14 protein-coding genes are annotated in these 16,088 nt (G+C 37.0%); 3 read left to right on the top strand and 11 right to left on the bottom strand.

Features of this window, described 5'->3' with window-relative positions:
• Positions 1 to 394: 394 nt before the first annotated feature.
• The 3 genes from RVS70_RS20045 to RVS70_RS20035 form a co-directional block, all read right to left on the bottom strand.
• Entirely contained in the window at positions 395 to 1,702 is a 1,308-nt protein-coding gene (locus RVS70_RS20045; RefSeq protein WP_121604726.1) for a Na+/H+ antiporter family protein, read from the bottom strand.
• A 229-nt stretch (positions 1,703 to 1,931) separates the two neighbouring features.
• Positions 1,932 to 2,735: a YfkD famly protein gene (locus tag RVS70_RS20040; protein ID WP_121604725.1), complete on the bottom strand. Its 804-nt coding sequence runs from the start codon at positions 2,733 to 2,735 to the stop codon at positions 1,932 to 1,934.
• A 69-nt stretch (positions 2,736 to 2,804) separates the two neighbouring features.
• Positions 2,805 to 3,197, bottom strand: coding sequence for an OsmC family protein (locus RVS70_RS20035; protein WP_205389663.1), 393 nt, complete (start codon positions 3,195 to 3,197; stop codon positions 2,805 to 2,807).
• Positions 3,198 to 3,548: 351 nt separating this feature from the next.
• Here RVS70_RS20035 and RVS70_RS20030 point away from each other — a divergent pair, with 351 nt between their 5' ends.
• Positions 3,549 to 4,715 (top strand): MFS transporter, encoded by a 1,167-nt coding sequence (locus RVS70_RS20030; protein WP_321134594.1) that lies wholly within the window; start codon positions 3,549 to 3,551, stop codon positions 4,713 to 4,715.
• 328 nt (positions 4,716 to 5,043) lie between these two features.
• Here the strand turns inward: RVS70_RS20030 and RVS70_RS20025 are convergent, their stop codons facing one another.
• Together RVS70_RS20025 and RVS70_RS20020 are read right to left on the bottom strand one after the other, a co-directional pair.
• Entirely contained in the window at positions 5,044 to 5,727 is a 684-nt protein-coding gene (locus tag RVS70_RS20025; protein ID WP_026682595.1) for an amino acid ABC transporter permease, read from the bottom strand.
• A gap of 13 nt (positions 5,728 to 5,740) precedes the next feature.
• Positions 5,741 to 6,619 (bottom strand): transporter substrate-binding domain-containing protein, encoded by an 879-nt coding sequence (locus RVS70_RS20020; RefSeq protein ID WP_121604723.1) that lies wholly within the window; start codon positions 6,617 to 6,619, stop codon positions 5,741 to 5,743.
• A 365-nt stretch (positions 6,620 to 6,984) separates the two neighbouring features.
• On the opposite strand from RVS70_RS20020, the gene RVS70_RS20015 reads away from it, so the two are divergent.
• Positions 6,985 to 8,901 carry a heavy metal translocating P-type ATPase gene (locus tag RVS70_RS20015; RefSeq protein ID WP_121604722.1) on the top strand — a complete coding sequence of 639 codons (1,917 nt, stop codon included), beginning with the start codon at positions 6,985 to 6,987 and terminating at the stop codon, positions 8,899 to 8,901.
• Between the two features lies 1 nt (position 8,902).
• Here the strand turns inward: RVS70_RS20015 and RVS70_RS20010 are convergent, their stop codons facing one another.
• Genes RVS70_RS20010 through RVS70_RS20000 form a run of 3 tightly spaced genes read right to left on the bottom strand, consistent with a single transcriptional unit; the run spans position 8,903 to position 10,567 of the window.
• Positions 8,903 to 9,727: a YihY/virulence factor BrkB family protein gene (locus tag RVS70_RS20010; RefSeq protein ID WP_034679543.1), complete on the bottom strand. Its 825-nt coding sequence runs from the start codon at positions 9,725 to 9,727 to the stop codon at positions 8,903 to 8,905.
• Between the two features lie 57 nt (positions 9,728 to 9,784).
• Positions 9,785 to 10,081: a YtxH domain-containing protein gene (locus tag RVS70_RS20005; protein ID WP_121604721.1), complete on the bottom strand. Its 297-nt coding sequence runs from the start codon at positions 10,079 to 10,081 to the stop codon at positions 9,785 to 9,787.
• A gap of 12 nt (positions 10,082 to 10,093) precedes the next feature.
• Positions 10,094 to 10,567: a low molecular weight protein-tyrosine-phosphatase gene (locus RVS70_RS20000; RefSeq protein ID WP_121604720.1), complete on the bottom strand. Its 474-nt coding sequence runs from the start codon at positions 10,565 to 10,567 to the stop codon at positions 10,094 to 10,096.
• Positions 10,568 to 10,825: 258 nt separating this feature from the next.
• On the opposite strand from RVS70_RS20000, the gene RVS70_RS19995 reads away from it, so the two are divergent.
• On the top strand, positions 10,826 to 12,178 hold the full coding sequence (locus tag RVS70_RS19995) for a sodium:alanine symporter family protein (RefSeq protein WP_321134591.1): 1,353 nt from the start codon (positions 10,826 to 10,828) through the stop codon (positions 12,176 to 12,178).
• A gap of 366 nt (positions 12,179 to 12,544) precedes the next feature.
• On the opposite strand, the gene RVS70_RS19990 is transcribed toward RVS70_RS19995, so the two are convergent.
• From RVS70_RS19990 to RVS70_RS19980, 3 genes are all read right to left on the bottom strand, one after another.
• Positions 12,545 to 13,219, bottom strand: a complete 675-nt coding sequence (locus RVS70_RS19990; protein ID WP_026682588.1) for an SOS response-associated peptidase — start codon at positions 13,217 to 13,219, stop codon at positions 12,545 to 12,547.
• A gap of 22 nt (positions 13,220 to 13,241) precedes the next feature.
• A complete protein-coding gene (locus tag RVS70_RS19985) occupies positions 13,242 to 14,237 on the bottom strand; it encodes a glutaminase (protein WP_026682587.1) in 996 nt (331 codons plus the stop codon).
• 543 nt (positions 14,238 to 14,780) lie between these two features.
• Positions 14,781 to 15,539, bottom strand: a complete 759-nt coding sequence (locus tag RVS70_RS19980; protein WP_121604718.1) for a lysophospholipid acyltransferase family protein — start codon at positions 15,537 to 15,539, stop codon at positions 14,781 to 14,783.
• Positions 15,540 to 16,088: the final 549 nt, after the last annotated feature.

The following is a 16,088-nucleotide window of genomic DNA, read 5'->3' as shown; positions in this document are numbered from 1 at the left end:
GAAAATCCACTTTGCAACGTGTTCTTCTTTGCAAAGTTAGTTGAGGCCGTGCCCACGGAAAGCGAAGTAATTAGTCGGAGCATTGCCAATATACATCAAACATTTCAAAATAACTACTTGGCTTAACACAGTCATTGCACTGATTTTATACTTTCTTAAAGCGCAAGCGCTCGATTAAAACCGTACTGGAGCGAGTCAACGGAGGTAAAGAAATCAACGTGTGCTTACGTGCTGATAACTTATCGTAAGTTCGATTCGAGAAGTCGAGCCTAGTTTCTACTGCACTGGAGCTTGACGACACGGTTCAACACGCCCATATTTATCCACATGGGCTAATTTTATAATGTCGTAGACAAAAAAGCTGTCAAAATAATACTTCGACAGCTTGGAAATTCTAAAGGACAATTGCAGCAATCCAACCAAATATAAACAATGGGATATTGTAGTGAATAAAGGTTGGGACTACCGTATCCCAAATATGGTGATGCTTTCCATCAGCATTTAAACCAGACGTAGGACCAAGTGTACTATCAGATGCTGGTGATCCTGCATCCCCTAATGCACCTGCTGTACCAATAAGTGCAGCTGTAGCGAGTGGGGAAAAACCTGCTGCTAAACAAATCGGGACGTACAGTGCAGCCAATATCGGGATCGTCCCAAAGGAGGACCCAATTCCAATGGTTACTAGTAACCCAACCAACAACAGAATAAATGCAATAAGCGCGTGATTATTATCCAAAAAACCAGATGAAACTTCTACTAAAGCCTCTACTGCACCTGTTTCTGTTAAAATATTTCCATAACCTGCTGCTACCAGCATTACAAATGCGATTGTTCCCATCATACCAATTCCCTCTGTGACTACACGATCTCCTTTATGAAATGGAATAACCAAGAATAGGAACATGAAAACAAGACCGGTTAATGCGCCAACAATTAAATTCTCTGTAATAATTTGTACAATTAAGGCAGCAAATATCGATATTAACGTAAATACATGTTGTTTTGTAAAGCGGATGTTTGTTGCCTCTACAGCCGCAGCCGTGTCTGATTCTCCAACAAATGAATCTGGATCACGATCTTTCCGATAGGTTATAAAGATAGCGATCAATAATCCGATAATCATTCCTGAGCCAGGGATAAGCATTGCCAAGGCAGACTCACTAACTGTAATATTAGCTCCGTTTTGATTCATCCCTGTAACAATCGTCTCATGAAAGATTAATCCAAAACCTGCTGGAATAAGAATGTAAGGAGCTTTAAGCCCAAAGGTTAGAGCTGTTGCAACTGCGCGACGATCCATTCGCATTCGATCAAATAATTGTAGTAATGGCGGTATTAATATAGGTATAAATGCAATATGCACAGGTACTAAATTTTGTGATAATGATGCAACTCCGGCAATTGCTAATAGCATCATAGTCTTTTTTCCTGTTAGCACGCGTATTAAATAATTTACCAATAATGACGTAATTCCAGTATAGCTAATAGCAACGGCAAATGCTCCTAAGAGTATATAACTTAAAGCGGTATTTGCGCCACCTCCCATACCTCCCACAAGCATATCCATTGATTCAACGATAGTTAACCCTGACATTAACCCTGCTGTTAAAGCTGCTGCGATAATAGCAATAATTACATTCACACGTAATAAGCTTAATATCGTCATCACAAGAACAGAAACGATTACAACCCATTCCATGTTTTGTTTCCCCTCTTTCTTTCTCTTTAATACTTCATTATGATAAAGTAATAAAGTGTAAAAATCAACCCCCTTTCCCTTCCATTTTCTTCAATAACCGCTTTTAGCATGAAATAATCCCCCTCTTCTTTTGTTTTATGTAAGATCCAAGAAAGATATTCAATTCTTTTATTCAAATATAAAAAGCTATCGAGGAGCTTCTCGACAGCTATATGGAAAGTATGCTTCATTATTTTACATTATACGAAAAGGATACGTAATCTTGAATAGGAATCCAAGCGCCAATTCCTTGCTTCGTTACATTTTTAATTTCAATTGATTTTTTGGACCCCTTCAATTTTAAATACACTTCTCCAAACGTTACTTGCCCTTTTTCATTAACAGCTGGTGCAAAAGTTTGTAGCTTTGCATACTTATTTGCTGCAACATTATAGGTATTATCTTTTTTAGTATTTTTTCCTATTACAGTCTGATAAGAAAGTGGAAGCTTGGTCTTTGTCTTTGATTTTAGTAGCATCATTTTTTTCACATCATCAGGCTTATTAATTTTATTGGTAAGTGCACCCTTTATTTCTTTTTGCTCTTGTTGAACATAACGCAATTCCTGCGCTTCTGTTCCTCCAGTATTATTTAATTCATTCATATTAATTTGCTGATACTCCCAATTAATCGTTGTTTCCGATGATTCATAATTTAATGGCCACCTTCCAATATAAACCATGCCACGATATCCTATCGCTATTGGTGAAGGTTTTAACGATGTTTCATTAAGCATCTTAATTAATACAGGGTTTTCTATTTTAATGTCTAATTCATCCATTAGCTCCTTCGTTAGTTCACTTGGCTCAATAACTTCCTGATCTTCTGTGGAGTTTGGAAATGTATTTTCTTTAGATACATTGAGAACGTGACTAGGTATTTCATATGGATCCTTCTTCTTCTCTTTTTCAGCACTAAAGCTGTTAGCTGGAAATACAGAAGCAAACATTATAGCTAGAATCATGACCGAACTACACCATTTAACTTTATTCATATGTCTTATCCCTTCTTTTTTCACTTAGTTTCTTTCTGACATATGAATTTTATACCTGCTTATACAAAATTAACGGCTTAATTCAATTGTTTCAATTGTTTCTTCTATCCTTATACTGTTCTCAACAGAACGTACCATAGCACAATTTTTTCTAGCTATTGCTAAATTTTTATACAATTTATCAGGATCTAAATGATGCCCTTTTACCGTAAAATGTAGTACTATTTTTTCAATCCGATTTGCTTCGTCCGGATTTCTTTCTACCTCTGCAGTAATTTTTATATCTTCTAGCTCTATTCTTTGTTTCTCTAGAATTTTACGATACACCGAACCACTACAACCTGCAATGGATGCTATCATTAACTGATATGGTCGAAAACCATATTCCTCATTTCCCGATATTTCCAACTCACCATACACTAGACTTGTTCTTAATCCATTTTCTTTTAAATATAATTCCACTCTTGTTCCCTCCAATTATCTTCCTATTGATTTTTTCATAATGTGAAACCTCAATCAGTTGGGGGTTGTTTATCCACCACTGATTGCTAGTACCATAAAGCTATGACCTAAATTCCTTTGAACCCATCTAACATTTACCGGCAGTCGATTCCCCACTTTCCGTTAGTGGTTTCCCTTTATTGCTTGGAAGTGGGGGGCTTACTGCCAGTTATAATTGTAATAAAACAACGCTATTATATTTTTCCTTATTTATTATAATCATAAACGATTTAGATACTATATACACAATAATTGACCTTTTTCAAGTTTGCTATTAGATTTAAGTTAGAACTTCATTAAAGGGGTACAACAATGAATACTGCAAATTATCGTTTCTGGATATTAATAGGACTTGTGTTAATTTCTGGTTTTTCACAGGGTATGCTACTTCCCTTACTTTCTATTATTTTAGAACAAAATGGTATTTCCTCTACAATTAATGGACTACATGCAACAGGTTTATATATTGGTGTCTTATTGGCCTCTCCTTTTATGGAAAAACCGATGCGTAAATTTGGCTTTAAACCAATAATTGTTGTAGGTGGCATGCTTGTAATTATTTCTTTGGGAATTTTCCCATTATGGGATGCTTTATGGTTTTGGTTTATTCTTCGAATGATAATTGGAATTGGCGATCAAATGCTGCATTTCGGGACACAAACTTGGATTACCGCAACAGCAACAGAAAATACAAGGGGAAGAAATATTGCTTTATATGGATTATCATTTGGATTAGGTTTTGCATTAGGACCATTAATGACGAGACTATTATCCGTTCATCAAGCATTGCCATTTATTATTTCAGCACTTTTAAGCCTTTTGGTCTGGTCAACATTAATTTTTATTCGTAACCAATGGCCTGAGGATGAAATCGACAGCGCTTATCCAACGAGCTCTGTTCAACGATTTATGAAGACGATTAAAATAGCTTGGGTAGCACTTCTACCAGGATTCGGCTATGGATTCCTAGAGGCATCATTACATAGTATTTTTCCCGTGTACGGACTACGAATCGGCCACCAGGTTGATATGCTAGCCTTAATTATTCCTTGTTTTGCTTTTGGCAGCTTAATTACACAATTACCTCTAGGTATACTTAGCGATAAATATGGAAGGAAACCGATTCTATTAACTGTTTTATCCTTAGGAATTATTTGCTTTTCGTTGTCAGCAGTATGGGAGTCATCGGTTCTAGGACTGTTTATCTTGTTCACGCTCGCAGGCATGTGTGTTGGATCATTGTTTTCTCTAGGTATATCTTATATGACTGATTTATTACCGGGAAACCTCTTACCTGCAGGCAATCTAATGGTAGGTATCATGTTTAGTTTAGGTAGTATTAGTGGACCATTTATTGGAGGTTTATTTATAGAAAAGCTTCCTCATGTATCTTTTTTCTACTTAATTACTATTGTGCTAATCATCATTACAGGTGCGATTTTTTTCCAAAAGGACAAACACCGGGAGCAGCAAATATAAAATGAGGCTGAGACAAAAGAATGAAGAAACAATAAAAAACGAATGATAATTAGTTGGTGATTAATTATCGTTCGTTTTTTGATTAGAATCATTCCTTTAGCACCTGAAATAAGCGAGACTCCGGCGGGAACAGCACGAGTCCGAGGATCCACTTGGTAACGTGATTTTCTTTACCAAGTTAGCTGAGGCCGTGCCCGCGAAAAGCAATTATAGTTTCACGGTGCGGCGATGATACTCCTATTGATCATATGATTATTCGTATTTTGAGTAAAGAAGTTGCGTTTTGTTCTAGCCTCGTTTTATTCAGAAATTTATAGCTTCCAAATAATTATAAGAACTTGCTATATCGTATTTCTAATCGTTCTTGAATAAATGAGATGACAATACAAATTGACCAATAAATCAATGCAACCAATATATACATGGTCATTGAATCGAATTCTCTCCCAGCTACAATCTGTGTCTTCTGAAAAAGCTCTGGAACAGTGATGACAGCAGCTAATGACGTTGCTTTAACTATATCCATAAAAACATTTGTCAAAGGTGGGATGGCAACTCTGGTAGCTTGCGGTAAAATAACCTTTCTTAACGTTTGCCAATAGTTTAAATTAAGTGCTTTAGCCGACTCCCATTGACCCTGATCAATACTATTTAAAGCTGAACGATCAATCTCCGCGATATAAGCAGCACTATTCAAACCAAAACCTAAATAAGCAGCCGTTATTGCAGTTAATTCTATCCCAATAACTGGCAGTCCAAAATATAGAATAAACAGAAAGACGAGCATTGGCGTTCCACGCATAAATGAAATATATACTCGTGCTGGTAAGTACCATAGCGGATTATTAGCTCCTCTCGCTAAAGCAAGGATCAAACCAAGCACTAACCCTATCCCCATACCGACGACAGATACGAGCAGTGTCATAGGCAAGCCACCTAAAACAAATGGTAGGCTCTCTATCGCTAATTCGACATCAAATAGTTCAGCTAAATCCAATCCATTCACATTCATCTAGGTTGTCCCCTTACAAGTCGAGGCCATCTATTTCTTTAATTTCTCCCTCAGGTTTCTGCGATGCATCTTCTTTATAGAACTTTTTCGCTAATTCCGTTAATGTACCATCTTCACGCATTTCTGTTAATGCCTTATTAATCTCTTCAGTAAGCTTATCAGCACCTTCGGGAATTACCACAGCCTGTTCTGTAGGATGAAATTTCAAATCTGGGTGCAGATGAATATCAAAATCTGGAAAACCAGCTACGCCAAACTTAGATAGGTAGTAGTCGTTCACAATAACATCTGTTCTTCCATTATGAACATCACGTAAATAAGCTTCGTTTGGTGCATTCCCATATGTAACAACTTCTGCACCAAAATGCTCAGCAATTTGACTGTAAATCGTAGTTGCTCCTCCACCAGCCTTTTTACCCTTTAAATCTTCAAGTGATTCAATACCAGAATTATCTTCTTTTCTTACTACCATTGTTGAATAAGAGTATTTGTAAGGATCACTAAAATTGAATTCTTCTTTTCGTTTATCTGTTGTTTCAATATCATTTGCAGCAACATCAATCCTTCCACTCTTTACTGCTGGAAGCATACTATCAATACCCATAATCTCAAATGATATATCAAGATTTAAGCGATTTGCCACCTCTCTCATTACCTCTACATCATATCCAGTTAACTGTTCTTGCTTTTCCTCATCACCATCATAGTATGAAGCAGCTATTAATGTTCCAGAAGTGCCAACCACTAACTCTCCTACTTCTTGAATATCTTCCCACCTTTTATCTGTTACACCTTTTTCTCCTTCACTGTTATTATTCTCATCACTTTTTCCGCAAGCGGCAAGAATTGCAATTAAAATAAATAATGAAAGCACTAATCTAAATCTACTCAAAACTATTCCCCCTTGTTGTTATATTTATTAATTCATATAGATTGTAACAGTTTTCGGTTAATTTTTACAATAGATAATGTGAAACTTCAATCTGCGGGGAGTTTTGTTTATCCCCCACTGATTGGTAGTATCACAAGGGTATGACCTAAAGGCCTTTGTACCAATCAGACATTTACTGACCTTGTTCCCCCCACTTACATATTGGTTTCACATTATTGCTGGAAGTGGAGGTCTTACTGCGGGATAAATTTTTCCGTTTTATGTCTTGACTTTATTTCATTCGATGGTAATATAATAACATATACTAATTAATAATTATTATAAATTAATAACTAATTTAAATTATCTTTTTGGAGGTGTACTGCATGACTGCAGAAACTAACACATGGAATAGTCCAATGAAGCAACCAGCTAAAGCTTCATTTATTATTAATAAACTTAAAGAACATAAAGAATTAATCGCGGCCTTATTAAGTGGCATACTTATATTATTTACATGGACTTTCGAATCCTATATCTCTTATCAGCTCTGGGTAACGCTTCACTTAATTGCTTTTACGATTGGCGGATATGCCAAAGCAAAAGAGGGGATAACAGAAACCTTGCATAACAAAGAGCTGAATGTAGAGATGCTTATGATCCTAGCTGCCATTGGTTCTGCAGCTATTGGCTACTGGACGGAAGGTGCTGTCTTAATATTTATATTTGCATTATCTGGAGCCTTAGAAACGTACACGATGAATAAAAGTCATAAAGAAATAGCCTCATTAATGGAACTGCAGCCAGAAGAAGCACTTCTTATCAAGGATGATCGTCGAGAGGTTGTCCCTGTCTCCAGCCTTCACGTTGATGATCTTATTTATGTACGAGCAGGTGAAAGGATTCCCGTAGATGGAACAATTGTTCAAGGAAATACATCCATTGATGAGAGTGCTATTACAGGAGAGTCTATTCCTGTTTATAAAGCAAATAACGCAGATGTGTTCGCGGGGACTATAGCGCTAGATGGTTCTATATCTATTCAAGTAACAAAGCCTGCAAATGAAACGTTATTTCAAAAAATTGTCCAAATGATTCAATCCGCTAAAAATGAAAAATCGCCGTCTCAATTATTTATTGAAAAATTTGAAGGGGTTTATGTAAAAGCTGTATTAGCGGCTGTTGCAATTATGATGATTATTCCTTATCTAATTTTTGGGTGGACATTACAGGATAGTATATACCGCGCAATGATTCTTTTGGTCGTTGCATCACCTTGCGCACTTGTCGCATCTATTATGCCTGCAACTCTATCAGCGATATCAAACAGCGCAAAATCTGGGGTGTTATTTAAAGGTGGGGTTCATATCGAAAATATTAGCCATATTCGAGCTATAGCCCTCGATAAAACAGGTACACTCACGAATGGAAAACCAGAGGTAACTGATTTTTATGTACATCCAGAACATGATAAACAAACTATTCTATCTACTGCAATGGCAATGGAGCAGGAATCTACCCATCCATTAGCAAAAGCGATTATCCGATTTTGTCAGGAACAGCATGTTACCATAACTAGTGAAATAGATAATGTGACTACACTAGCTGGTAATGGAATCGCAGCAATGATAGATGAAAAGAAATGGGAGCTAGGTAAACCAGATTATATTGGAGAGGATAAATTTTTTGCTGATAGAGCAAATAAACTGGCTGAGGAAGGTAAAACGGTCGTATTTGTGAAAAAGAAGGATCAAATCGTGGCATTATTCGGCATGAAGGATACGGTTCGAAAAGATAGTATAAAAGCAATCAAGCAATTGAAGAAACAGGGAATTTATACTGTTATGCTTACAGGAGACCATGAGTTAACAGCAAAAGCAATTGCCTCAGAAGCAAAAATAGATCGTTATGTAGCAAACTGTATGCCTGATGAAAAAGTAGAGCAAGTGAAAAAAATGAGAAGTGAATTTAGTAATGTAGCGATGGTTGGAGATGGTATAAACGATGGTCCAGCCTTAGCGACTGCAAATGTTGGGATAGCTATGGGTGAAGGTACAGATGTTGCATTAGAAACGGCAGATGTCGTGCTCATGAAAAATAACTTATCTAAAATCACCAATGCTATTACGCTTTCTAAAAAGATGAATAAAATTGTTAAACAAAATATTGTCTTTTCACTTACTGTAATCATCCTACTCATTTTGTCTAATTTCATGCAGATTCTCGACTTACCTTTAGGAGTAATAGGACATGAAGGAAGTACGATTTTAGTTATACTTAATGGTTTACGGCTGTTGAAATAATTTACTTCAACAGCCTGTTTTTTCGGATAACCGCATTAATTATTCCACCCGTCATGATAATTATCCCTGATAAATAGAACCATATCATTAAGGCGATCACTGCACCGAGACTACCGTAGGTTGCAGAATAGTTGCCGATGGTACTAACATAGTATGAAAAGCACAGTGACACGAGTTGCCAAGCGATGGTAGCAAACAAAGCGCCAGGAATTACATTCTTTACATATATCCGCTTATTAGGAGCCAATTTATAAAGTGCTAGGAAAACGATTAAGAAAACAATCGAGGAAACAACCCAGCGTAATGCCCCCCATACTGTCAGAAAGCCTTCGGACAAACCAATAAATGAAAAAAGATAAGCACCAACGGTTCTTCCAAAAATAGGTAGTAGCAAAGCGATGATGATAATAGCTACCATTGCAATAGTCAACACAATGGCGATTAAACGCGATACAATGAATGGTCGGTTTTCTTCTACTTTATAAGCATGATTGAATCCACGCATTAATGAATTTACTCCATTAGATGCTGCCCACAGAGTAGCTATAATCCCAAAAGAAAGTAAGCCACCATTTTGCTGACGAATTAATTGCGTAACGTTTGTAGTTATTAGCTCAACTATCTGTGGTGGTGCATAATCTGAAATAATATCAAGCACAGCTAGTTCGTCAATCGGAAGATAGCCAACCAATGTAACTAGAAACAATAGGAAAGGAAATAGTGACAATAGAAAGAAATAGGCAAGTTGTGCAGCTAAACCAAAAACATCTACTTCTTCCATACGTTTATATAGCTGCTTTCCAAACTTCATCATATCATTTTCCATTGTCACACTCCCTAACAATCATCAAATCCACATGTCAATGGTATTTTGTGATTTCCTTTATTCTATTCGGTTGGCTTCATTTTTATTAGCAACTTTATCTAGAGTTGCTTCTACTTGCTCAAGAGCATCTATTGTTTTCTCAGCTCCAGTTGTAAAGTTCCGATTAAACGTATCAAATGCAGTTCGAATAGAGTGAACAGCTTCGGAAGGATGCTTCATCAAATAACTTGTACCTGATTTAGCAGTTGAGAGCTTTTCTTTACTATATGATCTCGTATCTTTATCAAATAATGTAACTAATCCCCCTACTGTTGCTCCAATCATTACACCTAAAAATAATTTTCGTTTTCCCATTAAAATCACTCCTTAACTTATAGCATGTTCTTCTTTTAAATATTCCAGTAGCTGACGGCATCCCGTTGAAACTAACCTATATGTATAGTCAAAGTTCCCCGTAAAATACGGATCAGGAATGCTGTTTTCTTCTGGATCATTCACAAAATCCATTAATTTAGCAATCATTACGTTATCCTTTTGTCCAACTAATTGGAGCAAATCTTCTTTATTTTGATCATCCATTGCAATAATATAATCAAATCGTTTGGCATCGTCTGCATTTATTTGTCTTGCAATCAATCCATCGGAAGAAATATTGTTTCTTTGTAAAATTAATTTGGTTTCATGATGCGGTTCTTCACCTATATGCCAACTACCAGTCCCTCCTGAATCAACCCGGATTTGATCGGTTAAATTAGCTTGCTTTATTAATTCGCGGAATATCGCTTCAGCCATTGGCGATCGACAAATGTTTCCTAAGCAAACAAACATTACTCGAATCATCATAACACCTGCTTTGCATTTATTTCTATTATAAGCAACTTCTATGGTGACAGGCAAAGGTTTCTATCTAACATCGTCTACTAACTATTGAGTATGAACTGTTCTTTCCCCTTCATTTTGGCTTCAAATAGCTATTAAACAGCATTTACAATACCTATTTCACCAAATTAATTTCTAGTTAATTCTCTAAAATCCCTTGACATGCGTTTGTATTTTTCGGAATATTTAATATAAGTATAAAAAGGGGGGAAAGAAAAAATGATGGATATCATCGAAGCTATAAGTGGCTTTGTATGGGGGCCGCCAACATTGATACTAATTGTTGGAACAGGTTTGTATCTAACGTTTCGTTTAGGTTTTTTACAGTTTCGCACACTACCCTATGCGTTAAAGCTAGCATTCAGTCCTGCTAAACAAGATAAAAAATCCAAAGGAGATATTAGTCATTATGAAGCATTAACAACAGCAATGGCAGCAACGATTGGAACTGGGAATATTGTAGGTGTTGCAACTGCGGTCGTGCTCGGAGGGCCAGGTGCTGTATTTTGGATGTGGATATCTGCATTATTTGGAATGGCTACTAAATATTCCGAAGCTATTCTCGCCGTTAAATATCGAGTTGAGAATAGTAAAGGTCAGATGTCTGGTGGACCGATGTACTATTTAGAAAAAGGGTTAAATGCAAAATGGCTAGGCATTATATTTGCAATCTTTGGATCAATTGCAGCCTTTGGAATTGGAAATATGGTGCAATCCAATTCTGTATCTGACGCCCTTCAAGGGACATTTAATGTACCAACATGGGTAACAGGTATTGTACTTACCATACTGGTAGGACTAGTTATACTTGGAGGCATTAAAAGCATTGGCAGAATAACCGCTTTCTTTGTTCCGATTATGGCCTTATTTTATATCATTGGTGGATTAATTATTATGGTTATGAATATTGATCTTATTCCTGGTGTTGTTGGACTAATTTTTGAAGATGCATTTACTGGTAGTGCAATTGGCGGTGGTATTTTAGGTACGGTTATCCGCTATGGTGTTGCACGCGGTGTCTTTTCAAACGAAGCAGGTCTAGGTTCAGCTCCAATTGCTGCCGCTGCAGCAAAAACAGACTACCCTGGTCGTCAGGCATTGGTATCCATGACACAGGTTTTCATTGACACCATTATCGTTTGTTCCATCACAGGAATTACAATCGTAATGGCTGACATGTATCAAGGCGGGCTAGATGGTGGTGATTTAACTGCTGCCTCATTTGCGGCATTCCTCGGAGATGCAGGTGGATATATCGTTACATTTGGTATCATTCTATTTGCTTTTTCAACCTTAGTAGGATGGTCTTATTACGGAGAAAAATGCTTTGCGTACTTATTCAATGATAAAGCCATACCGATTTATCGTGTTGTATTTGTATTAGCTGTATTATATGGGTCAATGGAAAAACTAGATATTGTATGGGGAATATCAGATATTATGAATGCATTAATGGCTGTGCCAAACCTAATAGGACTATTAGGTTTATCTGGAGTAGTCGTCTATGAAACAAAGAAATTCCTGAAGGTAGCTAAGGAGGAAAAAGAACAAGCTAAGGCAGAACAAGGATAATAATCTAGTAATGACGGGAAAAGTCAAACAATCATGATCATACGAAACGTAGTCAACATACGTTGACTCCTTGAAAAAGAAGAGCGCTTTTTCCGCGTGGGATGTATGCTACCAAAGCCCTTCTTATCCTGCGGGAAAGCACAAGTTCAAAGACTCTAAAAAAAGCGATTTGTGCTTTTTGAAGAGACTGAGGTCGTGCCCGAAAAGCGAAGGTTTTGATAGACCGATAATAGAACCTTTTTGAAGTAAACACATAGGGGCTGAGACAAAAGACATGATTTTTTCGTATTTTGAGTAAAGAAGTTGTGTTTTGTCCCAGCCTCTATTCCTATCTAAATAAAATACGTTTGTCCTAGCATCACCAATTTATGCAGAAGTAATTGGCTGGATACATTGTTCATCATTGTGTTTAGCAGAATTAACATACTGTTGAACAGCATAGGATTTCAACGCTTCTTCTTGAAGTGACTGTAAAAATCGTTGGGTATCCTCAGGTTTTTGCTTGGTCGGCTTTATCCATGCATCTTCCTTTTCAACTGGCAAAATAATTGGCATGCGGTGATGAATAGCTTCCACATATTTATTAGCAGCTTTTGTTAGTATAGTACAAGTAAAGAGTTCATCATCCCCGTACCCCCACTTATCCCATAAGCCCGCAAAAGCAAATAACTTACGATCTTTTATTTGTATTCGCTGTGGTTGTTTACCATTCTCCGTTTTCTTCCATTCATAAAAACTATCAGCTATTATCATACATCTTTTCTGCATTAATAACTGTTTGAAGCTTGGTTTCTGATGAGCCGTTTCACTACGAGCATTTATCATCTTATACCCGATTCTTTCATCTTTCGCCCACCTAGGTATAAGTCCCCAGCGTAACAACCCTGCCCGTTTCTGCTTGCCATCATGTATAATGGCTAAGATCCTTTGTCCAGGTGCAATATTATAGCTTGGTTCATAATTTTCAATAGCTTCTTGATCCAAGTCGAATGTGGTTAAGATTTCCAACTCATCTGCCAGTAGCGTATATCTCCCACACACAGGCTCACCTCCATTATTTTTACTAGAACACACTCAGGTCCCACTTCGTTGCAATATGCCTTAATAATTTTATTCCTGCAATACTATTGCCTTTGTCATCTAATGAGGGACCGTAAACTCCAATTCCACATCCATCTATAAAAGGTAATTCCTCGTCACGCACTCTTGGTGGCGCAACTGCAATAATCCCCCCTGAGACACCACTTTTCGCAGGAATACCTACATAAGCAGCGAACTTACCAGATGCATCATACATTCCACAAGTTAACATTAGTGCTTTAGCCAATCTGACTATCTTACGAGGAATAATTTCTACACCTGAATTAGGATCAATTCCATCATTAGCAAACACCCTGCCAATAGTAGCTAAATCATCAACCGTAATCTCGATTGAACACTGCTTAAAATAAGTTTCTAAGGTTATATTCATATCTGATTCTAGGTAATCTAACTCTAATAGATAATAACCAATTGCACGATTTCGAATCGATGTATCTCGTTCTGATTCATACACATTAATATTTAATGCTGGACGATACCCTAACATCTTTTCTAATAATATAAATAATGGCTCTAGTTTCTCATCAGACGTTTTACCATTCAACATGGAAGAAACCGTGATCGCTCCTGCATTAACAAAAGGATTAAACGGCTTCTTTAATTTTCTCATTTCTAAATGCATGATCGAATTAAATGCTTCTCCTGTAGGTTCTACATCCACACGATCGAGGACATAGGAGACGCCTCTCTCCATACAGGCAATAATAAAACAGAATACCTTCGAAATACTTTGTATTGTGAAAGGAATGTCTACATCCCCAGATTTTATAGTTACCCCATTATTTCCTACTATAGAAATTCCTAAATGATTTGGATTGGCCTTATTTAACTCTGGAATATAAGAAGCAACCTCCCCATCCCTAGTCTGCTTTTTATAAAATTTCACCCAATCATCCACATAGCTTTGCAACCATTCTTGTGTTATCTCTGTATTCCAGTTCACTGTTCCTTGAACCACTTCTATCACCTCAGTATTAGTATATCTAATTCTTCCAAAATGAAACTACCTGTACATGGATATAAAGTGAAACTTCAATCCGTGGGAAGTTTTGTTTTTCCCCACGGATTGGTAGTACCACAAGGGTATGACTTAAAGGCCCTAGAATCAATCGGGCATTTACTAGCAGTTGAATCCCCTCTTATCCACATTTGGGTCATTTTTTTCCTTGAACTCGGGGTCTTACTGCCAGTTATATGCGGGGGATAAATGCTAGAAGTATGATGAAGCTAGAAGTTGCTACGATGCAAGGATATGCTGACGAGGTTCATCATGAGTTAGAAGTAGCAAAGGATATGCCATACTACGGTACATAATGAAATTTAATATGAAAAAATCATGTAAAACAGTCCTCTCGTAAGCTTTTTTACCAACTTATCAGAAAAGCCCTTTATACATTGTTAATAAGTAGTACTCTCTCTTAACGAAAAAACGTTTATATAAAGTAAACCTTCAATCAGTTGGGGTTTTGGTTATTCCCACTGATTGAAGGTTTACTTTCATCTATGTAGTCGACACTTGTTGGTCACCGCTTGACGTCATCCGATCATCTGCACCATCTATTTGCAATCGCCTTTTTATAACACTCTGAACTTGTTCAGCGATCTCTGAAGAGTTTTTTCCATTATACTCTTCTGGAAATATTGCATCTTCAATCGTCAATGTAACCCATGATGGACTTATTCTGCCATTTCTTTCCTCAAACATTTGATAAGTACCATCAATTGCAACAGGTACGATAGGTACATTAGCCTTTAATGCTAATTGGAAGCTTCCTGGCTTAAAGGGATTTAAGCTACTTCCTCTACTTCTTGTACCTTCTGGGAAAATGACCATGGAATGACCACTTTTCAAATTTTCTATTCCTTGGTGAATTGCTTTAACAGATTGTCTTCGATCCGTGCGATCAATGAATACACAATGTACTAATTCCATCCATGAAGCTATTATTGGAAGCTTTTGTATTTCTTTTTTGGCTATAAATCCAACCGGCTTTCCAAGATGCCCAAGTAACGTTAAAATGTCGAATAAGCCTTGATGGTTCGCTACAAATAAAACAGGTCCCTTTGGTAATTTTTCCTGACCATTGACCATAACCATACTGCCAGTTCGCTTCATTACTTTCCTTGATACACTTCTTGGCTGAATAAAAATTTCTTCTTTCGTTAGTTGATTAACAGATTTTTGTACTCGTTTTAATTGAAAATACGTTCCGAGTACAAGTAAACTAGCATATATGTATATCTTGATTGTTCGTATCATTCAATTCACTCCCTTCTCTTCACCACAACATATTATACAGCAATAGGAATACTACATAAAATAGTTACACATCAAAAGTATTGTAATTATAGAGCTTGAGAATCCAAAGTGTATACCCGCTATGTTCAGAAACGACTATTCTTAAAAATTGCTGTATAAAAAAATGGAACAAATGAACGTAGCCTCCGTAAATACTTGACTTGCTCTGAACCATGAACAAAAGCGCAAGTGCCCGATTAGAAACGTAGCGCCTGGATCGAGTCAACGGAGATAAAGAAATCACGGTGAGCTTGCAAGCCAATGATGACTTAGATTAGGGCGATTCGTGAAGTCGCATCATTTCTGGATGCTGGAGCTGGACGCGGCTCAGCACGACGATATTTATCTACATTTTTAAATTTTATAATTTCCTAGACTATTAAAAAAACTGAGCAAAATTCGCTCATTCCTTATCACTAAATGCTCAGATTTACGCTTCCTCTAGTAGCTATTATGGAATAATAGCTACTGCTTGCTTGACCACCACTCCAGCTGCCCACTTCCCTTTCC

This window comes from Virgibacillus sp. M23, assembly GCF_034190895.1.
Lineage (GTDB): Bacteria > Bacillota > Bacilli > Bacillales > Amphibacillaceae > Virgibacillus > Virgibacillus salarius.
The sequence above is the reverse complement of the archived record's forward strand: the minus strand, read 5'-3'. Positions and strand labels throughout refer to the sequence as shown.